The 22,969-nt window shown below is 66.0% G+C and carries 19 protein-coding genes; 10 read left to right on the top strand and 9 right to left on the bottom strand.

The genetic code is table 11. The features are described from left to right. Nucleotides 1-341: 341 nt before the first annotated feature. The 9 genes from CEY05_RS18795 (at nt 342) to CEY05_RS18755 (ending at nt 14,009) form a co-directional block, all read left to right on the top strand. A complete protein-coding gene (locus tag CEY05_RS18795; RefSeq protein ID WP_088597005.1) occupies nt 342-1,628 on the top strand; it encodes an efflux RND transporter periplasmic adaptor subunit in 1,287 nt (428 codons plus the stop codon). Between the two features lie 165 nt (nt 1,629-1,793). Further along, nucleotides 1,794-5,015 carry an efflux RND transporter permease subunit gene (locus CEY05_RS18790; RefSeq protein ID WP_088597004.1) on the top strand — a complete coding sequence of 1,074 codons (3,222 nt, stop codon included), beginning with the start codon at nt 1,794-1,796 and terminating at the stop codon, nt 5,013-5,015. Nucleotides 5,016-5,031: 16 nt separating this feature from the next. Continuing rightward, entirely contained in the window at nt 5,032-6,540 is a 1,509-nt protein-coding gene (locus tag CEY05_RS18785; RefSeq protein ID WP_088597665.1) for an efflux transporter outer membrane subunit, read from the top strand. A gap of 113 nt (nt 6,541-6,653) precedes the next feature. Next, entirely contained in the window at nt 6,654-7,346 is a 693-nt protein-coding gene (gene thpR, locus CEY05_RS18780; RefSeq protein WP_088597003.1) for an RNA 2',3'-cyclic phosphodiesterase, read from the top strand. 139 nt (nt 7,347-7,485) lie between these two features. Next, nucleotides 7,486-8,046, top strand: a complete 561-nt coding sequence (locus CEY05_RS18775; RefSeq protein WP_088597002.1) for a 5'-3'-deoxyribonucleotidase — start codon at nt 7,486-7,488, stop codon at nt 8,044-8,046. Nucleotides 8,047-8,273: 227 nt separating this feature from the next. Continuing rightward, a complete protein-coding gene (locus CEY05_RS18770; RefSeq protein ID WP_088597001.1) occupies nt 8,274-9,611 on the top strand; it encodes an NAD(P)H-dependent oxidoreductase in 1,338 nt (445 codons plus the stop codon). Nucleotides 9,612-9,779: 168 nt separating this feature from the next. Further along, complete coding sequence (locus CEY05_RS18765; protein WP_088597664.1) at nt 9,780-10,319, top strand: sigma-70 family RNA polymerase sigma factor; 540 nt, start codon at nt 9,780-9,782, stop codon at nt 10,317-10,319. Between the two features lie 93 nt (nt 10,320-10,412). After that, nucleotides 10,413-11,399 carry a FecR domain-containing protein gene (locus tag CEY05_RS18760; RefSeq protein ID WP_088597000.1) on the top strand — a complete coding sequence of 329 codons (987 nt, stop codon included), beginning with the start codon at nt 10,413-10,415 and terminating at the stop codon, nt 11,397-11,399. 291 nt (nt 11,400-11,690) lie between these two features. Next, nucleotides 11,691-14,009 carry a TonB-dependent siderophore receptor gene (locus tag CEY05_RS18755; RefSeq protein ID WP_198952827.1) on the top strand — a complete coding sequence of 773 codons (2,319 nt, stop codon included), beginning with the start codon at nt 11,691-11,693 and terminating at the stop codon, nt 14,007-14,009. 126 nt (nt 14,010-14,135) lie between these two features. On the opposite strand, the gene ilvD is transcribed toward CEY05_RS18755, so the two are convergent. After that, nucleotides 14,136-15,998, bottom strand: a complete 1,863-nt coding sequence (gene ilvD, locus CEY05_RS18750) for a dihydroxy-acid dehydratase (RefSeq protein ID WP_088596999.1) — start codon at nt 15,996-15,998, stop codon at nt 14,136-14,138. A 93-nt stretch (nt 15,999-16,091) separates the two neighbouring features. Between ilvD and CEY05_RS18745 the strand changes: the two genes are divergently transcribed. Beyond that, the gene (locus CEY05_RS18745) at nt 16,092-16,649 is read left to right on the top strand and encodes a GNAT family N-acetyltransferase (protein ID WP_088596998.1); all 558 of its coding nucleotides are present in this window, start codon (nt 16,092-16,094) and stop codon (nt 16,647-16,649) included. 53 nt (nt 16,650-16,702) lie between these two features. Here the strand turns inward: CEY05_RS18745 and queC are convergent, their stop codons facing one another. The 8 genes from queC to CEY05_RS18705 form a co-directional block, all read right to left on the bottom strand. Then, a complete protein-coding gene (queC, locus tag CEY05_RS18740; protein WP_088596997.1) occupies nt 16,703-17,443 on the bottom strand; it encodes a 7-cyano-7-deazaguanine synthase QueC in 741 nt (246 codons plus the stop codon). 96 nt (nt 17,444-17,539) lie between these two features. Further along, nucleotides 17,540-18,829, bottom strand: coding sequence for an FAD-binding oxidoreductase (locus CEY05_RS18735; RefSeq protein WP_088596996.1), 1,290 nt, complete (start codon nt 18,827-18,829; stop codon nt 17,540-17,542). Between the two features lie 13 nt (nt 18,830-18,842). After that, nucleotides 18,843-19,574: an amino acid ABC transporter ATP-binding protein gene (locus tag CEY05_RS18730; protein WP_088596995.1), complete on the bottom strand. Its 732-nt coding sequence runs from the start codon at nt 19,572-19,574 to the stop codon at nt 18,843-18,845. Next, complete coding sequence (locus CEY05_RS18725; protein WP_088596994.1) at nt 19,571-20,224, bottom strand: amino acid ABC transporter permease; 654 nt, start codon at nt 20,222-20,224, stop codon at nt 19,571-19,573. Before CEY05_RS18725 ends, CEY05_RS18730 begins: the two co-directional genes overlap by 4 nt. A 2-nt stretch (nt 20,225-20,226) precedes the next feature. Further along, nucleotides 20,227-20,985 carry an ABC transporter substrate-binding protein gene (locus CEY05_RS18720; RefSeq protein WP_088597662.1) on the bottom strand — a complete coding sequence of 253 codons (759 nt, stop codon included), beginning with the start codon at nt 20,983-20,985 and terminating at the stop codon, nt 20,227-20,229. A 105-nt stretch (nt 20,986-21,090) separates the two neighbouring features. Continuing rightward, nucleotides 21,091-21,423, bottom strand: a complete 333-nt coding sequence (locus CEY05_RS18715; protein WP_088596993.1) for an FxLYD domain-containing protein — start codon at nt 21,421-21,423, stop codon at nt 21,091-21,093. A 174-nt stretch (nt 21,424-21,597) separates the two neighbouring features. Then, nucleotides 21,598-22,239: a 3-oxoacid CoA-transferase subunit B gene (locus CEY05_RS18710; protein ID WP_088596992.1), complete on the bottom strand. Its 642-nt coding sequence runs from the start codon at nt 22,237-22,239 to the stop codon at nt 21,598-21,600. Beyond that, entirely contained in the window at nt 22,236-22,925 is a 690-nt protein-coding gene (locus CEY05_RS18705) for a 3-oxoacid CoA-transferase subunit A (RefSeq protein ID WP_088596991.1), read from the bottom strand. The genes CEY05_RS18710 and CEY05_RS18705 overlap by 4 nt, the downstream gene beginning before the upstream one ends. Between the last annotated feature and the right edge of the window lie 44 nt (nt 22,926-22,969).

Genomic DNA, 22,969 nt, shown 5'->3' with positions numbered 1-22,969 from the left:
AGTGTTGTTTATGTAGAGATATTTATTCAAGGGAACAAAACAGCCAGAATGCGAGCCATCCCAATCACCAAGTGGTTACGGATCAGGCGGCGCCGCAGCCACGGCAAGCCGCTCCGCGCATTCTCTCGATCACGCATCGCCCCGCGCGACGCCGGTTTTCGCCAAGGACCGGTGCGCCAGGCACCACGCTTCGGCGTGGCCAGAAACACAATATCCAGTGCAGGCCAGGGTTACAGCCCGGTCCGGATGCTTCTACGCGTCCGTCGCACGTGATCCGGCGCCACTCGCGCCACGCGGAAAGACTGATCGGTAGCCATAGGCATTCCGCTCAAGGAACTGTAATGAATAAATCGCGCAATCGCTTTGCCCTGGCCGGCACGCTGGCCGCCGTCATCCTCGTGGCCGGCGGTGTCGCCGTGCTGCGTGGGCAGGGCGGCACCCCCGCCACCGCCGCGGCCGCCCCCCAAGCCACCCCGGTCGACGTCGCCGAGGTCGTGCAGCGCCAGATCACCGACTGGCAAAGCTATTCGGGCCGGCTGGAAGCCGTGGACCGCGTCGAGTTGCGGCCGCGCGTGTCCGGCACCCTGGTCGCCGTGCGCTTCAAGGACGGCGCCCTGGTGCGCAAGGGCGATGAATTGTTCACCATCGATCCCCTGCCCTACCAGGCTGAAGTCGCCCGGGCGGAAGCCAACCTGGCCGGCGCTCAGGCGCGCGTGGCCTACACCACGTCGGACCAGGCCCGCGCCAACCGCCTGATCGCCGACAACGCCATTGCCCGCCGCGACCTGGAGCAGAAGCAGAACGACGCCCGCGAAGCCGCCGCCAACCTGAAGGCGGCGCAGGCAGCGCTGGAGATCGCCCGCCTGAACCTGGGCTACACCCACATCCTGGCGCCGGTCTCCGGCCAGGTGTCCAAGGCCGAAGTGACCGAGGGCAACCTGGTGGCCGCCGGTGCCGCGTCGGTGCCCCTGACCACGCTGGTGTCGGTCGACCGCATGTACGCGTCCTTCGACGTCGATGAGCAGACCTTCCTGAAGTACGTCAATCCGGCGCGCACCGGCAAGGGCGCCCCGGTGCCGGTGGACCTGGGCCTGGCCAATGAAGACGGCTATTCGCGCCAGGGCACGGTGCAGTACGTCGACAACCGCCTGGATACCACCTCCGGCACGATCCGCGTGCGCGCTACCTTCGACAACCGCGACGGCAGCCTGGTGCCTGGCCTGTATGCCCGCATCCGCCTGGGCGGCGGCGCCCCGCGCGAAGCCCTGCTGATCGACGAGAAGGCCCTGGGCACCGACCAGAACAAGCGCTTCGTCATGGTGCTGGACGGTGAAAACCATGTGCAATACCGCGAAGTGCGCCTGGGCGCCAGCCAGGGCGGCTTGCGGGTGGTGGACAGCGGACTGAAGGCCGGCGAACGCATCGTCGTCAATGGCCTGCAGCGTGTCCGTCCGGGCGACACCGTCGATCCGCACGTCGTGAAGATGGCCGGCAGCTGGCCCACGGTGGGCCAACGCGAGACGCCCGCCAGCAATACGGCGGCGGCCGAAACGGCCAAGGACAACGGCAAGGGCAACAGCGCGGCGGCCAAGGCAGACACCAAGGCAACCACGGCAAACCCGGCATGAATTTCAACACGGACATACACGCGTACGGAAAACGGCTGAACGCGTAACCCGCGCCCGCCCCACCGTTCAAGCATCGCTTCGAATCGACCGCGTATATGGCGCTCCGGCTGACCGGGGCGCGGACGCCGCGCGCCGATAGCGTCGAATCGAACCAAGAGCCGAATCATGAATATCTCAAAATTCTTCATCGACCGCCCGATTTTCGCGGGCGTGCTGTCGGTGCTCATCCTGCTGGGCGGCCTGCTGGCCATGTTCCAGTTGCCGATCTCGGAATACCCGGAAGTGGTACCGCCGTCGGTGGTGGTGCACGCGCAGTACCCGGGCGCCAACCCCAAGGTGATCGCCGAAACCGTCGCCGCGCCGCTGGAAGAGCAGATCAACGGCGTGGAAAACATGCTGTACATGCAGGCGCAGGCCAATAGCGACGGCAACATGACCCTGACGGTGTACTTCCGCCTGGGCGTGGATCCGGACAAGGCCCAGCAACTGGTGCAGAACCGCGTCTCGCAAGCGCTGCCGCGCCTGCCCGACGACGTGCAGCGCCTGGGCGTGACCACGGCCAAGAGCTCGCCCACGCTGACGCTGGTGGTGCACTTGATCTCGCCGGACAACCGCTATGACATGACCTACCTGCGCAACTACGCGGTGCTCAACGTCAAGGATCGCCTGTCGCGCATCACCGGCGTGGGCGACGTGCAGCTGTGGGGTTCGGGCGACTACTCCATGCGCATCTGGCTGGATCCGCAGAAGGTGGCCGAGCACGGCATGACCGCCACCGACGTGGTGCGCGCGATCCGCGAGCAGAACGTCCAGGTGGCCGCCGGCGTGATCGGCTCGTCGCCGTCGCTGCCCGACGTGCCGCTGCAATTGAACGTCAACACCCAGGGCCGCCTGCAAAGCGAAGACGAGTTCCGCGACATCGTGCTGAAGACCTCGGCCAATGGCGGCGTGACCCGCCTGGGCGACGTGGCGCGGGTTGAACTGGACGCGGCCGAATACGGCCTGCGTTCCCTGCTGGACAACAAGCCGGCGGTGGCGCTGGGCATCATGCAGGCGCCGGGCGCCAACGCCCTGGACGTGTCGAAGCAGGTACGCGATGCCATGGCCGACCTGGCCAAGGACTTCCCGCCCGGGGTCAAGTTCGACGTGGTGTACGACCCCACGCAGTTCGTGCGCGCCAGTATCGAAGCGGTGATCCACACCCTGCTGGAAGCCATCGCGCTGGTGGTGATCGTGGTGATCGTGTTCCTGCAGACGTGGCGCGCTTCGCTGATTCCGCTGCTGGCGGTGCCGGTGTCCATCATCGGGACGTTCTCGCTGTTGCTGCTGTTCGGGTATTCGATCAACGCCTTGTCGCTGTTCGGCATGGTGCTGGCCATCGGGATCGTGGTGGATGACGCCATCGTGGTGGTGGAAAACGTCGAACGGAACATCTCGTCCGGACTATCGCCACGCGAGGCCACTTACCGCGCCATGCGGGAAGTCAGCGGCCCCATCATCGCCATCGCCCTGACCCTGGCGGCCGTGTTCGTGCCGCTGGCCTTCATGACGGGCCTGACCGGGCAGTTCTACAAGCAGTTCGCCATGACGATCACCATCTCCACCGTGATCTCGGCCTTCAACTCGCTGACCCTGTCGCCGGCCTTGTCCGCGCTGCTGCTGAAAGACCACCACGCCAAGCCGGACGCCGTGCAGCGCGTCATGAACAAGCTCCTGGGCGGTTTCTTCCGCGGCTTCAACAACGTGTTCAACCGCGCCTCGGACCGCTATTCGGTGGGCGTGGGCGGCGTGATCAAGCGCAAGTCCGCCAGCCTGGTCGTCTACGTGCTGCTGCTGGCCGGCGCGGTGGGCATTTCCTACCTGGTCCCCGGCGGCTTCGTGCCGGCGCAGGACAAGCAGTACCTGGTGGGCTTTGCCCAACTGCCCAACGGCGCGTCGCTGGACCGTACCGAGGACGTCATCCGGCGCATGGGCGACATCGCCCTGAAGGAACCCGGCGTCGACCATGCCGTGTCCTTCCCCGGCCTGTCGATCAACGGCTTCACCAACAGCTCCAGCGCCGGCATCGTGTTCGTCACCTTGAAATCCTTCGAGGAACGCAATCGCGAAGGCCTTAGCGCGGACAAGATCGCCGCTTCGCTGAACATGAAGTTCGGCGGCCTGAAGGATGCCTTCATCGCCGTGTTCCCGCCCCCGCCGGTGATGGGCCTGGGCACGCTGGGCGGTTTCAAGCTGCAGATCGAAGACCGTGCCGCGCTGGGCTACGAAGCGCTGGACCGCGCCGTGCAGGCCTTCACGGCCGAGGCCGCCAAGCAGCCCGAGCTGGGACGTTCCTTCTCGAACTACCAGATCAACGTGCCGCAGCTGGATGTAAAGCTGGACCGCGTCAAGGCCAAGCAGCTGGGTGTGCAGGTGACCGACGTGTTCGACACCATGCAGGTCTACCTGGGTTCGCTGTACGTCAACGACTTCAACCGCTTCGGCCGCGTGTTCCAGGTGCGAGCCCAGGCTGACGCGCCCTTCCGCGCCCACGCCGACGACATCGGCCTGCTGAAGACGCGCAATGCCGCGGGTGAGATGGTGCCGCTGTCCTCGCTGGTGCGGGTGTCGGAGACCTATGGTCCGGAAATGGTGGTGCGCTACAACGGCTATACCGCCGCCGACATCAACGGCGGTCCGGCCCCGGGCTACTCGTCCGACCAGGCCAAGGAAGCGGCCGAACGCGTGGCCGCGGCTACCCTGCCGCGCGGCATCAAGTTCGAGTGGACCGACCTGACGTACCAGCAGGAACTGGCAGGCAACGCCGGCATCTGGGTCTTCCCGATCAGCGTGCTGCTGGTGTTCCTGGTGCTGGCCGCCATGTACGAAAGCCTGACCCTGCCGCTGGCGGTGATCCTGATCGTGCCCATGAGCCTTCTGGCAGCACTGACCGGGGTGTACCTGACCCAGGGCGACAACAACATCTTCACGCAGATCGGCTTGATGGTGCTGGTGGGGTTGTCGGCGAAGAACGCCATCCTGATCGTGGAGTTCGCCCGCGAACTCGAACTGCAGGGCTACAAGCCGCTGAAGGCCGCGATCGAGGCCAGCCGCCTGCGTCTGCGCCCCATCCTGATGACGTCCATCGCCTTCATCATGGGTGTGGTGCCGCTGGTGTTCTCGTCGGGCGCCGGTTCGGAAATGCGGCATGCCATGGGTATCGCGGTGTTCTTCGGCATGCTGGGTGTGACGCTGTTCGGCCTGTTCCTGACGCCGGTGTTCTATGTGGTGCTGCGTAGCATCAACCCGCGTCCGCTGCATTCGGCGAGCAAGCATGAGGCACCGGCGACGGGCCACGACGACGCCCCGGGCAAGCCCGCCGCGCCTGTCGCCGTCACCGAACATTGAAATCTGGATGAATGACATGAAGCACTTGAAACGCTTTTCTATGTCCTTGCTGACGACGCTGATCCTGGCGGGTTGTTCGGTCACGCCCACCTATGAGCGTCCGGCTGCCCCCGCTTCGGCGGCCTTCAAGGAAGCCCTGCCGGCCGACCAGGCCGGGCAGTGGAAGACCGCCCAGCCCGCCGAAGACCAATTGCGCGGTGCCTGGTGGGAATTGTTCAAGGACGACCAGCTGAACCGCCTGGAAATCCAGGCGCAAGCGGCCAACCAGAACCTCAAGGCCGCCGCCGCCCGCCTGGCGCAGGCGCGCGCCCTGCAACAGCAGACGCGCTCCAGCCTGTTCCCGGAAGTCACGGCCAACTTCGGCCCGACGCGCCAGCGCGCATCGGCTGCCTCGCAAGGCTTGCCGGATAACGGCCCGGCCATGTCCACCACGCTGTGGCGCGCGCAGGCCGGCGTCTCCTACGAGGCCGATCTGTGGGGCCGCGTGTCGGCCAACGTCGATGCCGCCACCGCCGACGCGCAACAGAGCGAAGCGCTGCTGCGTTCGGTGCAACTGGCCCTGCAGGCCGACGTGGCGCAGAACTACTTCCAGGTGCGCCAGCTCGATGCCGAGCGCCAGGTCTATGTGCAGACCCTGGACCTGCGCGAACAGACCTTGAAGCTGGTCGAGCGCCGCTACAAGGAAGGCGACATCAGCGAACTGGACGTGGCGCGTGCGCGTTCCGAACTGGCTTCGGCGCAATCCGAAGCCCTGGGCATAGACCGCAACCGCGCCGGCGCCGAACACGCGCTGGCCGTGCTGCTGGGCCTGGCACCGTCGGAGTTCACGTTGCCGGCCACGCCGCTGGCGCGCATCGACCTGCGCGTGCCGGCGGGCCTGCCCTCGGGCCTGCTGGAACGGCGTCCCGACATTGCCGCCGCCGAACGTGCGATGGCCGCGGCCAATGACCGCATCGGCGCGGCCCGCGCGGCGTTCTTCCCGCAGCTGGACATCACGGGCTATGCCGGCTACGAGTCCTCGCAGCTGGGTCACCTGTTCCAATGGTCCAGCCGCACTTTCCTGCTGGGTCCGTTGACCGGTGCGATGTTGAGCCTGCCCATCTTCGACGCCGGGCGCCGCCAGGCTGGTGTGGATCGCGCCCGCGCGGTCTACGAAGAAGACGTGGCCAACTATCGCCAGAGCGTGCTGGGCGCCTTCCGCGAAGTGGAGGACAACCTGGCCAACCTGCGCATCCTGGACGACCAGATCGGTGCGCAAGACCGGGCCGTGCAAGCGTCTTCGCGGGCGGCGCAGCTGTCGCACACCCAGTACAAGGAAGGCTCGATCAGCTATCTGGACGTGATCGATTCCGACCGCACGGTGCTGGCACAGCAACGCATCTCCGCGCAGCTGGATGGCGCGCGGGCGCTGTCCACGGTCAACCTGATCCGCGCGCTGGGCGGCGGCTGGGCCCTGCCCACGCCGCAGGTCGGCGACAGCGGTCAGATCACGCCGCCCACCGGGACGGACAAGACCGCGGGTTAAGCATAGACCGGGGCGGCGGCGCAGCACTGGGCCAGCCACTTTCGGTGCATCATGAGAGGCCCCGTCGTTTTAAAAACGACGGGGCCTTTTTCCTACCTGCGGGAGATGCCACGATGACCGGACCGAGAGACGAACGGCCTGCCAAGGACACGCGCCCTGCGGGGACGAGCGGCCACGCACCGGACGCTCGATCCCGGCAACCGCCGGTAGCAAAGGCCCTCGAAGCCCCGAAAGTTCGGCTCTTCTTCGCGTTGTGGCCGGATGCCGCCACCTTGCGGGCCCTGACGGACTGGTGCGCGCAGGCGCACGCCGTGTGCGGCGGACGGGTGATGCGACCCGACACCTTGCACCTGACGCTGGCGTTCCTGGGCCAGGTACCGGCCGATCTGGTCGATCCCTTGATACGGCTGACGGTGGAGCGCCCGTTCACGCCCGGGCTCTTGCGCCTGGATCGCTATGGCGTGTTCCCGCGCCAGGGCATCGTCTGGGCCGGGCCCGGCGATGGCGCGCCCGCGCTGGCCGAGCAGGTGGCGGGCCTGTGGCGCGACCTGGCCGCGCTGGGTAATCTGCGGCCCGACCATCCCTTCCGGGCGCACGTCACCCTGCTGCGTAATGTCGTCATCAAGGGGGACAACGCGGCCGGCAAAGGGGACATCGCCCCGGGCGAGAGCGACAAAACGGCCGGCAAAGCCACGCCGCTGCCGTCGGCGCCGCCCCCGCTGGACTGGCATTACGATCGCTGCGTGCTGGTGCAGTCAGTGCAGGACGGCCAGTCGCGCTATGAGATCAAGGCCACCAGCCGGTGACGGCGGCCGCCACGCGCGCTGCGCCGCACGTAGCGCATTTCTTCCCGTGGCTTCCCGATGACGGGTTTATCATCCTCCCTTGCCCGCACGGATCCTCCGGACGGCTTAACCCTTCCCGGCGCGGACCGCCTTCCCAAGTATGTTGATCCTGCTCGATCAAGACGGCGTGCTGGCCGACTTCGAACACGCTTTCCTGGACGCCTGGCGCCAGCGCTATCCGCACATCCCGCCGGTCGAATACGAGGACCGCAAGTCCTTCCATATCCTGGAAGACTATCCGCCGGAACTGCGCGACCGCGCCGAAGCCATCTACACGGAACCGGGATTCATCCGCAATCTGCCGCCGGTGCCCGGCGCCATCGAGGCGGCGCACGAACTGCTGGAACTGGGCATGGAAGTACGCATCTGCAGCTCGCCGCTGCGCCAGTACGAGAACAACGTCGCCGAGAAATACCACTGGGTCGAACGCCACCTGGGCCGGGCCTGGACCGAACGCATCATCCTGACGCGCGACAAGACCCTGGTGCATGGCGATCTCCTGATCGATGACCGGCCCGCCATCACCGGCGCCGTGAGGCCCAACTGGCGCCACATCATTTACGACACCCCCTACAACCGCCAGGAAACGGACCGCCCCCGGCTGACGTGGGCCAATTGGCGCAACGTCCTCGGCGGCGAACTCTACCGTGCGGACCATTGACAGGGCCGGTGCCGCTCGCGGCGGGTGGATCCCGGCATCGCAGGGGGCTCCACGAGCGGCGCCCCGCAACGGATACCACGGCTCGCATAAAAGCGGGTAAGGCAGCGGGCATCGCACGTCTTTTGCTTATTGACATATGAACGGCGCCCCGGACGGGCTATCCTGTCTGGGCGTACGTGCCGGCACAGACCCGGCCGCCGTCGCGTCATTCGTGGGGAAGATGCAAAATGAATCTTTATCGCATGCTCAAGCAACGCGAATCGGAAGAAAAGCCTATCGGGGTCGCCCTGATCGGGGCGGGCAAGTTCGGTTCGATGTTTCTCAGCCAGGCCCATCGCACGCCTGGCATGCGCCTGGTGGCCGTGGCCGATCTGCGGCCCGACGCGGCCCGCGCCGCGCTGACCAAGGTGGGCTGGCCGGCCGCGGCGCTGCAGGCCAAGTCGGTGGGCGACGCCCGCCGCGGCGGCGGGGTGTTCTGCACCGACGAAACCGACCGCGTGATCGCCCACGGCGACATCGACGTGGTGATCGACGCCACCGGCAATGCGGCGGCGGGTATCCGCCACGTGCTGGCGTGCTGCGAGCATGGCAAGCACATCATCATGGTCAACGTCGAAGCCGATGCGCTGGCCGGCCCCCTGCTGGCGCGCAAGGCGCGCGAGGCCGGCATCGTCTATTCGCTGGCCTATGGCGACCAACCTGCCTTGATCTGCGAAATGGTCGACTGGGCGCGCGCCAGCGGCTTCGAGGTCATCGCCGCCGGCAAGGGCACCAAATACCTGCCGGCCTTCCATACGTCCACGCCCGATACCGTCTGGCCCTACTACGGCTTCACGCCGGAGATGGTGGCGGCGGGCGACTTCAACGCGCAGATGTTCAACAGCTTCCTCGACGGCACCAAGAGCGCCATCGAGATGGCCGCGGTGTCCAATGCAACGGGCCTGCTGCCGGCGCCGTCCGGCCTGCATTTTCCGCCCTGCGGCGTCGACGACCTGGCGCGCGTGCTGCGGCCGCGTGATGACGGCGGCATGCTGCACCATCGCGGCCAGGTGGAAACCGTGTCATCGCTGGAACGCGATGGACGGCCGGTCTACCGCGACCTGCGCTGGGGCGTCTACATCACGCTGGCGGCGGACAGCGATTACGTACGCCGCTGCTTCAAGGAATACGGCGTGGTCACCGATCCCAGCGGCAACTACTCGGCCATGTACAAGCCGTATCACCTGATGGGCATGGAGCTGGGCATCAGCGTGGCCAGCGCGGCGTTGCGGCGCGAGCCGACGGGATCACCGGCCGGCTGGCATGGTGACGTCGTCGCCACCGCCAAGCGGGAACTGGCGGCCGGCACGGTGCTGGACGGCGAAGGCGGTTATACGGTCTACGGCCGCCTGATGCCGGCCAAGGATTCCGTCGAGGGCGGCTATCTGCCCCTGGGGCTGGCGCACAACGTCAAGCTGAAGACCAATGTGCGCGCCACCCAGGCCCTGCGCTGGTCCGACGTGGAGTACGACACCGACTCCCCCGTGGTGCAGCTGCGCCGGGAAATGGAAGGCGGGCATCGATAAGACGGGCAGCGCCGTCAGCCTTGCCGCGACGGCGATTTGTCGCTTTCTTGCCAGCAATATGTAAAGAACATGGAGAAATCCCCGGCAATCACGGCGTCGGCGTTGCGGAATACCGAACAAGCGATATATAAATAACAATCATTCTTGTTCTCCATTTTTGCCATGTCCATGCAAGAGGCCGGGCCCGGTGCCCTCTCGACCACCGAGCTGCGGGTACAGCACGCCTTGCAAACGCTTTACCGGGAACACCACGGGTGGCTGCAGGGCTGGCTGCAGCGCCGCCTGGACAACAATGCCTGCGACGCGGCGGATCTCGCCCAAGACACCTTCGTCCGCGTGCTGGCCAAACCGGAGCCGGTTTCCATGCGCCAGCCGCGCGCCTTCCTGACCGCCATCGCCAAAGGCCTGCTGGTAGACCTCTGGCGCCGCCGCGAACTGGAGCGCGCCTGGCTGGACGCCCTGGCGACACTGCCTGAGCCTGATACGCCATCGCCCGAAGAACGCCTGTGCCTGTTCCAGACCCTGGCCGCCATCGACTATGCGCTGGCCCGCCTGTCACGACGGGCGCGCCAGGTCTTCATGTGGGCAAGGCTGGAAGGGCTTTGTTGTCCCGCCATCGCCGCGCGCCTGGGCGTGTCGCTCGCCACCGTGGAACGCGACCTCGCGGCCGCGCTGCGCCTGTGCTACGCCGCCCGCTTCGAGTCATGAACGCCACGGCCAGGCGTGTCAGCCATGAACACCAAATCACGAACGCCAAGGACGAACGTCAAGTCATGAGCGTCAAGCCATGAAAGCCGAGCCATGAGCACAGACTCGCAGCGGACGATCCCCGCGGCAGCCGTCGATGCCGCCATCGGCTGGGCGGTCAAGCTGCATTTCAATTCACCGGGCGACGATGCGTGGCGTGCCTTTGAAGCGTGGCGCCAGGCCGAGCCCGCCCATGCCGCCGCCTGGCAGCGCGTGCAGGCACTGGCGACCGACAATGGACGCGGTCGCGGCGCCCTGGTGGCCGAGGCTTTGCGCCGCGCTGAAGCTGCCACGACGGCCAGGACGTCCAGCCGACGGCGGATGCTGGCGTGGCTGGTGGCGGGTGCCGGGATCGCGCTGGCTGGCAAGATCACGTACGAGCGCGCCCCCTGGCAACGCCTGCTGGCCGACTACAGCACCGGCACCGGCGAGCAGCGCACAGTGATTCTGGCCGACGGCAGCAAGGTTGTCCTGAACACCGATAGCGCGCTGAGCGCCGACTTCGACCGCACGCGCCGCCTGCTGCGGCTGACTCGCGGCGAAATACTCGTGGCGACAGGAACGGACACCCCCGCCCATCGGCCCTTCTGGGTACGCACACCCTACGGCGTGCTGCAAGCATTGGGCACCCGTTTCGACGTCCGCCTGGACCCGGCCGGCGCGCACCTGAGCGTGCAGGAAGGCGCGGTACGCCTGCAGCCCGCCGACGGCGGCGACACCATCGTTGCCGAAGCGGGCCAGCGGTGGTGGTTCGATCGCGCGGGCGCCATACCCGCGGCCGCCAGGGGATTGCGTGATGACAGCTGGGCGCAAGGCGTCATCATCGCCGAGGATGCCCGCCTGGACGACCTGCTGGCCGAACTGGCGCGCTATCGCCCAGGCCGTATCGGGTGCGCCCCCGGCATCGCTGCAATGAAGGTCTCCGGCATATACCAGACAAGCGATACCGACGAAGCCCTGCGTTTCCTGGCACGCACCCGGGCGCTGCGCGTGGTGACCCACACCCGTTTCTGGATCACCCTGGAGCCGGTCACTGCGTGATCCGCGCGCGCGCGGGCCGGCGTACCGTGCGGGACCGCCTGAAAGCGCCCGACACCGCCCGCCCGTGCCGGCAGCGACAACGGCTGAAAAAAAATGAGGGGATTTCCAATCTCGTCCGGCATGGAAGTAAGAGCGCTGCTTTTGCTGCCTTCCTCCCCCCAGGACCCCGCCCTCGAGAAGAGAAACATGATTTTTGACCCAGCATCGCGTCACGCCCTCCCTCGCGCGACACGTCCCCGCCATTTGCCCAAGGCGTTCGCGCTGCGGGCGGCCGCTTGCCTGGCAATCGGCATGGCTGTCACGCCGCAAGCATCGGCGCACACGGCCCCGGCCGCTCCCAGGACGCCGGCCGCGGCACTACTGTCCTTCGACATCCCGGCGGGCGCGCTGGATGTGGCGCTGGCGCAGTACGCCCGAATCGCGCGGGTCAATCTCTCGTACGACGTCACGGCGGTCAAGGCGGCTTCGACGCAAGGCTTGCAAGGCCAGTATTCAGCGTCGATGGGGCTGGACCGCCTGCTGGCGGGCAGCGGTATCCAGGCTGCGCCGCAGGCCGGCGGCGGCTATATCCTGCGGCCGGCGCCACGTCCCTCCGCCCCTGGCGACGCCACCTTGCCTGTGGTATCGGTCACGGGCAGCACCGTCGGCGACACCACGGGCTTCGTCGCGACCAGCACGGCGGTAGGCACGAAGACGGATACTCCCATCATCGACATCCCTGCCGCCGTATCCGTAGTGACGCGACAGGAGATGGACACCCGTGGCGTGCAGAACCTGCAGCAGGCAATCGCCTACACGTCGAGCGTGGCCGTGGACGAGTACGGCGCCGACGATCGTTACGACTACTTCCGCATCCGCGGCTTTGACGAAACGACACTGGGCACCTACCGCGATGGCTTGCCCGCACGCGTACCCGCCTGGTTTACCGCCAGCCGTGTCGAACCCTATGGGCTGGAACGGGTGGATGTACTCAAGGGATCGACGTCCAGCCTGTTCGGCCTGAACGCGCCTGGCGGCCTGGTCAATGCCATCACCAAGCGTCCCACGGACGAACCTTTGACGGAGCTCTATACGACCCAGGGCGCCGGACATGACGAGGCTGGCTTCGACGTCGGCGGCCCGGTCGACGAGGCCGGCAAGTGGAAGTACCGCCTGACGGGAATGTGGCAGAACGCCGACTACGGTTATGACTACACCAAAGACAATCGCCTTTACATCGCGCCCGCACTGACCTGGAGCCCCGACGCCAACACGACGTTGACGCTGCTGGCCGACTACAGCAAACGGGAAAGCTCCACGGCCCGCTCCTTCCCGGCCGACGTGGACCTGAGCCTGAACAAGTTCCTGGGAGAACCCAGCTTCCACCACTTCGACACGCGCCAGACCGACGTTGGCTGGTTGTTCGAACACAAGTTCGGCAACGGCTGGATTGTCCGATCAAATGCCCGTTATACACACGTCGATCTGGATTATGCGGATGTCTATGGTGCCACCATCGATCCCACCGAGGATCGCACGGCCTTTTCGGTCGCCGGCAAGAGCGACCGCTATACCATCGACAACCAAGTCCAATACGATACGCGCTGGCAATCGATCGAAAGCAAGACCCTGGCAGGCTTCGACTACACCGACGACAACACGCACGAGAACATACTCCTGGGCACGGCGCCGGGTATAGACATCTACCACCCCGTCTATACCGGCCGCTCCGGCATCGCCCTGGCGCCTTACGTGGATTGGCGCGTCAAGCAGCAGGCCTTGGGCCTGTACGGCCAGGAGCAGCTGACGTATGGCCCCTGGATACTGACACTGGGCGTGCGCCAGGATCATGTGAACACCAAGGCCATCTATTACGACACGGGCACGCAAGACAACGACACCGCAACCGCCTTCACCAAGCGCATCGGCCTGACTTATAAATGGACTGAAGGCCTGGCGACTTATGTGAACTATTCGGAATCGTTCCAGCCGCTGGTGGCGCCCACCGCCAATGGCTATACGGTGGGCGGGTCGCTCAAGCCCCAGGATGGCACGCAGTACGAGGCCGGCGTCAAATACCAGCCAGCCGGCACCGATGCCCTGTTCACCGCATCCGTCTTCGACTTGAAGCAGACCAACGTACCGGACTCCATCACGGAAACCGAACAGCGGCAGATCGGCAAGGTGGGCGTGCGCGGGCTTGAACTGGACGGCAAGTTCGCCCTGGCCGAGCGCCTGAACGCGACACTGGCCTATTCCTATTGGCATGGCCGCATCCTCAGCGACGGCATCGATGGCAATACCGGCAACCGCCCCGATCATGTGCCCAACCATCTGGCCTCGGCCTGGCTCGACTACACCATCCCGGGCGACGGTTGGCGCGGCAACCTGGCGGTAGGCGCCGGCGTGCGCTACGTCGGACAGACGTTTGGCGATAGCGCCAATGATGTTTCGATCGGCGGCCATGCGGTATTCGATGCGTCGGCGAAGTACGACATCAACAAGCGCGTCAGCCTGCAGATCAACGCCACCAATCTGTTCGACCGCAAGTACAAGGCATCTTGCGACACCGTCAGCTGCTACTACGGCGACCCGCGGGCGGTGTACGCGACCCTGCGATATCGCATGTAAGACGGCGGCACGAAGGACTGCGCATCCAGCGCAAACAAAACAAGGGCACGTCCAGGACGTGCCCTTGTTTCATCGCGCTGTTCCAAAGCGTCATGGCCGCGGCGCACGACGCCGCGGCAACGCCTGTCACTTGCGGCGCAGCTGGCTGATGTCGCGCACGGCGCCGCGGTCGGCCGACGTGGCCAGGGCGGCATAGGCCTGCAGGGCTTGCGACACCACGCGTTCGCGGCCCAGCGGCTGCCACGCGTCATCGCCAAGCGCTTCCATCTCGCCCCGGCGCTTGGCCATCTCGGCGTCGCTGATATCCAGGTGGATCAAACGCTTGGGAATATCGATGTTGATGGGATCGCCATCACGCACCAGCGCGATATTGCCGCCTTCGGCCGCTTCCGGCGAAGCATGGCCGATCACCAGGCCGGACGAACCGCCGGAGAAACGGCCGTCGGTGAACAGCGCGCACACCTTGCCCAGGCCCTTGGACTTCAGGTACGAGGTCGGATACAGCATTTCCTGCATGCCGGGGCCGCCCTTGGGGCCTTCGTAGCGGATCACCACCACGTCACCCGGTTGCACCTTGTCGCCGAGGATGCCCTCGACGGCGTCGTCCTGGCTCTGGAACACGCGGGCGCGGCCGTTGAAAACCAGCTGGCTGTCGTCGACGCCGGCGGTCTTCACGATGCAACCCTTCTCGGCCAGGTTGCCGTACAGCACGGCCAGCCCGCCATCCTTGGAATAGGCGTGCTCGATGTCGCGGATGCCGCCGGTCTTGCGGTCGTTGTCCAGGGTCAGGTAGGTTGCGTCCTGGCTGAAGGCCACTTGCGTGGGCACGCCGCCAGGCGCGGCACGGAAGAACTTCTTCGCTTCTTCATTGCCTTCGGCCTGGATGTCCCACTTGGCCAGGGCATTGCCCAGCGTGCCGCTGTGCACGTTGCCCGCCGACAGGTCGAGCAGGCCGCCGCGGCCCAGTTCAGCCAGGATGCCGATCACGCCGCCGGCGCGATGGATGTCTTCGATGTGGTACTTGTCGGTGGCGGGCGCCGCCTTGCACAGGCACGGCGTCTTGCGCGAGATGCGGTCAATGTCGGCCATCGTGAAGTTGACGCCGGCTTCTTCCACGGCGGCCAGCAGGTGCAGCACCGTATTGGTCGAACCGCCCATGGCCACGTCCAGCGTCATGGCGTTTTCGAAGGCGGCGCGCGTGGCGATATTGCGCGGCAGCACCGATTCGTCATCCTGTTCGTAGTAGCGGCGGCACAGGTCGACGATCAGGCGGCCGGCCCCTTCGAACAGCCCCTTGCGCCAGGCGTGCGTAGCGACGATGGTGCCGTTGCCCGGCAGGGCCAGGCCCAGGGCTTCGGTCAGGCAGTTCATCGAGTTGGCGGTGAACATGCCGGAACAGGAACCGCAGGTCGGGCAGGCGCTGCGTTCGACCTCGGCCACGTCGGCGTCCGACACGGTGGGATCGGCGGCCTTGATCATGGCGTCGATCAGGTCGATTTTGGCGGCGATCTTGGTCTGGGTCGGGGACTTGACCTTGCCGGCTTCCATGGGGCCGCCGGACACGAAGACCACCGGAATGTTCAGGCGCATGGCGGCCATCAGCATCCCGGGCGTGATCTTGTCGCAATTCGAGATACAGACCATGGCGTCGGCGCAGTGCGCGTTGACCATGTATTCGACCGAGTCGGCGATCAGCTCGCGCGACGGCAGCGAGTACAGCATGCCGCCGTGACCCATGGCGATGCCATCGTCCACCGCGATGGTGTTGAATTCCTTGGCGTTGGCGCCGGCCTCTTCGATCTGGCGCGCCACCAATGCGCCCAGGTCGCGCAGGTGCACGTGGCCGGGGACGAACTGGGTAAAGGAATTGACCACCGCGATGATGGGTTTGCCGAAGTCGCCGTCCTTCATGCCGGTGGCGCGCCACAGAGCGCGCGCGCCAGCCATATTACGGCCGTGGGTAGAGGTGCGGGAACGATAGTGCGGCATGATTGATCTCGTCTTGCCTGGGGGGAAACCCAATATGATAACGGTTAAGCCGCGCAATCGCCCGCGGCCATCCTTTATTGCAACGCAACAACCATGTTCCCCGACAATTCCGCTCAGATCACCATTCGCGACGCCGCTGCCGGCGACTTCGTTGCCATCCAGGCCATCTACGAACATCACGTGCTGCACGGGACGGCGTCCTTCGAACTGACGCCGCCTACTGCAGAGGAACTGGTGCAGCGCCATGCCGGCGTGCTGGCCGCGCGCTTGCCCTATCTGGTGGCATTGCTGGACGAGGTGGTGGTGGGCTATGCCTACGCGACGCTGTACCGGCCGCGCCCCGCCTACGGCAATACCTGCGAGGACTCGGTCTATGTGAAGCCGGGGCTGGCGGGACACGGGATCGGCGGCAAGCTGCTCAAGACGCTGATCGAACGCTGCACGGCAGGCGGCTGGCGGCAGATGCTGGCCGTCGTCGGCGACAGCGCCAATGCGGCGTCGCTGGCTCTGCATGCGCGCTGCGGCTTCCATCCGGTGGGGACGCTGCGGTCGGTGGGCCACAAGCACGGCGAGTGGCGCGATACGGTGCTGATGCAGCGGGCGCTGGGCGCCGGCGATACTGAGGCGCCCACGCCGAAGACGAAACCTTAGCGGTTTCGAACGACGCCGTAGTGTTGTTGAACCACACCCCGGCGTTCTTGAACTTACGGGTTCGGCGTTGCTGTTGCGGCGTCCGTGGACCTGCCGGCCTGCCAGCGTTCCCAGCCGGCCTTGCGCAGGACGCAGGCGGGGCAGTGGCCGCAGCCGTAGCCCCAGCCGTGGCGGGCTCCGCGTTCGCCCAGGTAGCAGGTGTGGCTGTGCTCGACGATGGTCTCGACCAATTCATCGCCACCCAGCTGCTGCGCCAGCTCCCAGGTCTGGGCCTTGTCCAGCCACATCAAGGGGGTTTCGATGGTCAGGCGGCTGCCCAGGCCCAAGCCCAGCGCCACCTGCTGCGCCTTGATGGTGTCGTCGCGGCAATCGGGATAGCCGGAGAAATCGGTTTCGCACATGCCGCCGACCAGGACGTCCAGCTGGCGCCGGTAGCCCAGCGCGGCCGCCAGCGTCAGGAACAGCAGGTTGCGGCCCGGCACGAAGGTGTTGGGCAAACCGTTGGCCTGCATTTCAATGGCGCGGTCGCTGGTCAGGGCGGTGTCGGCCACCTGGCCCAGCACGGACAGGTCCAGCAGATGATCCTCGCCCAGGCGCGCGGCCAGGCGCGGCAGGTGTGCCCGGAATTGCGCGAGCACCTGCAGGCGGGCGTCCAGTTCGATGCGATGGCGCTGGCCATAGTCGAAGGCGACCGTCTCTACGTGCGCATAACGCTCCAAGGCCCAGGCCAGGCAGGTGGTGGAATCCTGGCCGCCGGAAAAGAGAACCAGGGCGCGACGTTGATGATTGAGCATGGCAGCACTGCGAAGAAATGCGAAAGAAGCAGGCACTTTACTGCCTGCGGCATTATTGCGCTGAAGGTCGCGGATTTTGGTGGATCCAGGTCCGGATCACATCCCTCCATCCCGCATCCGATACCACGTCACCACCGCATTGACGTAAAGCCTCCGCAGCGCATACAGCGGAAAGCCCTTGATCGGCGAGACCGGGACAGGCAGCTCGGTCTGGTCGCCGGTCGCCACATAGGCCGCCATCGCCTTGCCCATGGCCGTTTGCAGCCCGACCCCGCGCCCCTGGCAGCCGATGTCGATCAGCACGCCAGGCGCCGGCTCGTGCAGATGCGGCAGGTAATCCCGCGTGATCGCCACACGCCCGCACCAGCGGTATTCATGAGGCACCCCCGCCACCTGCGGGTACATCTTCACCATCACGCGTTCCAGATGCGCCCAATCTTCCTGCCCACGCGGCTCGCGGAAAGGTCCACGCCCCCCCATCAACAAACGCCCCTGGTGATCGAGCCGGAAGTACAGCAGCAGATTGCGCGTGTCCGAACACACCTGCCCCTGCGGCAGGATGCTGGCGCGGATGGACGCCGGCAGCGGCTGTGTCGCCACCTGGAAGGTATTGGCATCGATGATGCTGGGTTGCAAGCCCGGCCACAGATCGGCGCCATAGGCATTGGTACACATGACCACGCGCGCGGCGGTCACGGTAGCCCCCGCAGTGGTCGTGGCCACCCAATCCGTGCCGCTGCGCTGCAGCCGGTCGACCGGCGTATCGGTATAGATCCTGGCCCCCGCGTCAATGGCCGCCCGCGCCAGGCCGCGCACATAACTCAAGGGCTGGATGCTGCCGGCACGAGGGTCGAGCCAGCCGCCCAGATAGCGATCGGTACCCAGCAGCGTGGCTGCCCCGGCCGCGTCCAGGGTGCGTGCGGCGACACCGTGGCGGCGCCACTGCTCGGCGCGTTGCTGCGCCACCGCCAGCGCCTGCGGCGTATGCGCGCCCTGGATCCAGCCCTGGCGCACGTGCGGCACCTCCATGCCGTGCCGGGCTATCAGATCGAACACCAGGTCAGCGGTGCTGCCGGCAAAACGAATCAGGTTGGCGCCGCGTTCCTGTCCATACATGCGCAGCAGATCATCAGGATCGTGCTTGAGCCCCGGGATGACCTGCCCGCCATTGCGTCCCGATCCGCCAAAGCCGATTTCGCGCGCTTCCAGCAACACCACGTCGATGCCGCGCTGCGCCAGGTGCAAGGCGGTGCTCAGGCCGGCATAGCCGCCGCCGATGACCAGCACGTCCGCGCGCCGCGACGCATCCAGCGCGGACGTGGCGGGAGGCGGCACGGCGGTGGCGGCCCACAGCGACGGGGAAAGCGGGAACATGTCATGCCGCATGGCGTGGCGATCCTCACATGGGGTGCAGGACGCGGCGCAGGAAATCCTGCGTGCGTGGATGGCGGGGCTGGTTCAGGACATCCGCGGCGGGTCCCTGTTCGACGATGACGCCGGCGTCGAAGAACAGCACGCGATCGGCCACTTCCCGCGCGAAGCTCATCTCGTGCGTGACGACCACCATGGTCATGCCGGTCTCGGCCAGCTTGCGCATGACGCCCAGCACGTCGCCCACCAGTTCAGGGTCCAGCGCGGAAGTGGGCTCATCGAACAGGATGGCCTTGGGCTGCATCGCCAGCGCACGGGCGATGGCCACGCGCTGTTGCTGCCCGCCGGACAGTTGCGCGGGGTGGGCGTTTTCCTTGTCGGCCAGGCCGACGCTGGCAAGCAGGGCGCGCCCGCGCTCGGTAGCGGCGGCGCGCGGCTCGTGCTTGACGAAGATCGGGCCCTCGATGACGTTCTCCAGCGCCGTGCGATGCGGGAACAGGTTGAAGCGCTGGAACACCATGGCCACTTGCGTGCGGATGCTGGAGATCGATGCCGCGCGCGTATCCACCAACTGGCCGTCGATGGTGATGTTGCCTCCGTCGTAGCGTTCCAGGCCATTGATGCAGCGCAGGATGGTGGACTTGCCCGAACCCGACGGGCCGATTACGCACACCACTTCACCCTTGCTGATGTGCGCGTCCACCCCCTTGAGCACTTCCAGGTCGCCGAAGCGTTTGCGCACGCCATGCAGCTGTATCATCGCCGGCCGCTCCTTTTTTCCAGATGCCGCACGAACATGATCAGCGGCACGCACATCACCAGGTACATCAAGGCGACCAGGGTGTACACGGTGGCGTTCTTGAAAGTGGCCGTCGCGATCAGCTTGCCTTGCAGCGCCAGTTCCGCCACGGTGATGGTGGACGCTTGCGACGAGTCCTTCAGCATCATGATCATGATGTTGCCGTAGGGCGGCAGGATGATGCGTACCGCCTGCGGCAGTATCACCCGCCGCATGGTCAGGCTCCAGCTCATGCCCATGGCCATGGCGGCTTCGATCTGGCCCTGGTCGATGGCCTGGATACCGGCGCGGAAATTCTCCGCCTGGTAGGCCGAGTAGGCGATGCCAAGGCCGATGATGGCAGCCTGCACCGCGGTCAACGCGATGCCGACGTCGGGCATGACGAAGTAGATGTAGAACAGCAGGACGATGATGGGGATGCCGCGCAGCACATTGATCATCATGCCGCTGAAGCGCACCAGCACGGTGATGCCGGAGACCCGCATCAGGGCCCAGACCATGCCCAGCACGGTGGAGAACGCCAGGGAGCCCAGCGCCACCAGGATGGTGAGCTTGGCGCCTTGCAGCAGGATGGGCAGGTACTCGCGGGCGTCGCTGAAAAATTCAGACATGCTCAGCCGGCTCCCAACCCCCATTTCTTCAGGATGCGGTCGATGCTGCCATCCGCCTTGAGCTTGGCCAGCGCGGTGTTGATCTTGTTCAACAGTTCGGTGTCGTCCTTGCGCGTGGCCAGGCCCAGGCTGCCGACCACGGTAGGCTCATAGCTGGAGACCATGTGCAGGTTCGGGAAGCTGCCCTGCGAGATGGTATAGGCCGCGATGGGGAAGTCCATGAAGCCGCCCTGGATGCGGCCCGCGTTGGCGTCGCGCATCATGTCCGGCGGGCTGTCATAGAGCTTCACCTCCTTGAACATGCCGCTTTTCTGCACCGGATCGACGAAAGCCGTGCCCACCTGCACGCCGACGGTCATGCCCTTCATGTCGGCGAAGCTCTTGTACGCCTTGGTGTCGCTCTTGGGCACCATCAAGCCTTCGCCGTAGCGGTAGACGGGCTCGGAGAAGCTCACCACCTGCTGGCGCTGCGGCGTGATGAACATGGCGGCCGAGATGATGTCGATGCGCTTGGACGTCAACGAGCCGATCAAGGCAGAGAAGGTCATGGGTTCGATCTGCACTTCGAACCCCGCTTCCTTGCCGACGGCCTTGACCACGTCCACCATCACGCCTTCGATGGAATTGGTCTTGGTGTCGAGGAAGGTGAAGGGGCTGCCGGTGGGCGTGGAGCCCACCTTGACCACCTGCTGCGCGTGGGCGCCGGCGGCGGCCAGGGACAAAGCGGCGAACATCGAGACAAACAGCTTTTTGGCGGGCATATCCATGTCCTTCTTCGTGAGGGCCGCTCAATGCTATGCGTGACAGTAAGTCGCGTACAACCTAGGGACTACCCGGTCAGCTGCGCGCCTTTGCAGCGGCCACGATCACTGCACTTTCACTTCGTAGGCAGTGAAGCGCGTGAAAGGCTGCGTGGCGGTGGCGCGTATGCCCCAGTTGCCGCCGTTGTCCAGGTTGTAGGTGATGTCGGACGCTTCACCGACCTTGTTGCCCTGCGCATCGAACAGCGTGAACACGACGGATGCGCTGTTCAAAAGACGGCCGGTGCCATTGTGCAGGGTGCCGGTGATCATGGTCTGGCCGGTGGCGTTGTCGCGCGTCGCCTGCATGGCGTCGAGGGTGACGCCTTGCGGCAGCGACTGGGCGCTTGCCAGGCCGGCGGCGCAGGAAAGGAGAAGGGTAGCGAGCAGACGTTTCATGGCGGCTTCCGGTTGCGTTGAATTCCGTGGCGCGGAATCCAGGGGATACGCGCCACGGTCCGTTGCCTCCGGCAACCCGGCGGCTGCACGGTTGAGCACGTAGCGTGCCAAGTGTGCGCCAGCCCGCGGCCAAGCGCCAGTGCCTTGGCGCACCGGCGCGCGCCGTCCGCCCTGCTACGCGAACTTCAGGGGCAGCCCGGTGACGCGCAGCAATTCGTCTTCGCTGATGCCGCCGAAGCGGTCCGTCACATACACGCCATCCGCGCGCAGGTCGAAAACGGCCACGTCGGTATAGACACGCGACACGCAGCGCACGCCAGTGAGCGGATAGCTGCATTGCTCCACCAGCTTGCTGGCGCCTTCGCGCGTGGTCAGTTCCATCATGACGAAGACTTGCTTGGCGCCGATCGCCAGGTCCATGGCGCCGCCGACGGCGGGAATGGCGTCCGGCGCGCCTGTGTGCCAGTTGGCCAGGTCGCCCTGCGCCGAAACCTGGAACGCACCCAGCACGCAGATATCCAGATGGCCGCCACGCATCATGGCGAAGGAATCGGCGTGGTGGAAGAAAGCGGTGCCCGGGACCTGGGTCACGGCCTGCTTGCCGGCGTTGATCAGGTCGTAGTCTTCTTCGCCCTTGGCGGGCGCCGGGCCCATGCCCAGCATGCCGTTTTCGGTGTGCAGGACGATTTCGCGGTCAGCCGGCAGGTGATTGGCGACCAGGGTGGGCAAGCCGATGCCGAGATTGACGTAGGCGCCTTCCGGAATGTCCTGGGCGACGCGCGCTGCGATCTGGTCGCGGGTCAGTTTGCTGCTCATGCTTGCTCCTTGCCGGCGGGCGCGGCATCGATCTCGACCACGCGCTGCACGAATATTCCGGGGGTGACGATGGCTTCGGGGTCCAGGCTGCCCAGTTCGACCACTTCATTGACCTGGGCCACGGCCACGCGCGCCGCGGTGGCCATGATGGGCCCGAAGTTGCGCGCCGTCTTGCGATAGACCAGGTTGCCCCAGCGGTCGGCCTGCAGCGCCTTGATCAGGGCGTAGTCGGCATGCAGAGGAGATTCCAGCACGTAATGGCGGCCGTTGATCTCGCGCGTTTCCTTGCCTTCGGCCAGCGGCGTGCCGTAGCCGGTGGGCGAGAAAAAGCCGGCGATGCCGGCGCCGGCGGCGCGGATACGCTCGGCCAGGTTGCCTTGCGGCACCAGTTCCAGCTCGATCTTGCCGGCACGATACAGGCCGTCGAAGATCTGCGAGTCGGTCTGGCGCGGGAAGGAGCAAATGATTTTGCGCACGCGGTTGGCGCCCAGCAGGGCGGCCAGGCCGGTGGTGCCGTTGCCGGCGTTGTTATTGATGATGACCAGATCCTTGGCGCCTTGCGCCAGGAGGGCATCGATCAATTCCATGGGCTGGCCGGCCGGGCCGAAGCCGCCGATCATGATGGTCGCGCCGTCCGGCACGTCGGCCACGGCGGCGGCCGCGCTATCAACGATTTTCGAGATCATCGCTATCCTGCTTGTCCAAGAGGAGAAATAAAGCTGTCGATCCG

Origin of the sequence: Achromobacter sp. HZ34, assembly GCF_002209485.1 — a bacterium.
Lineage (GTDB): Bacteria > Pseudomonadota > Gammaproteobacteria > Burkholderiales > Burkholderiaceae_B > Bordetella_C.
Note: the sequence above shows the minus strand (reverse complement) of the source record. Positions and strands in the feature narration are given on the sequence as shown.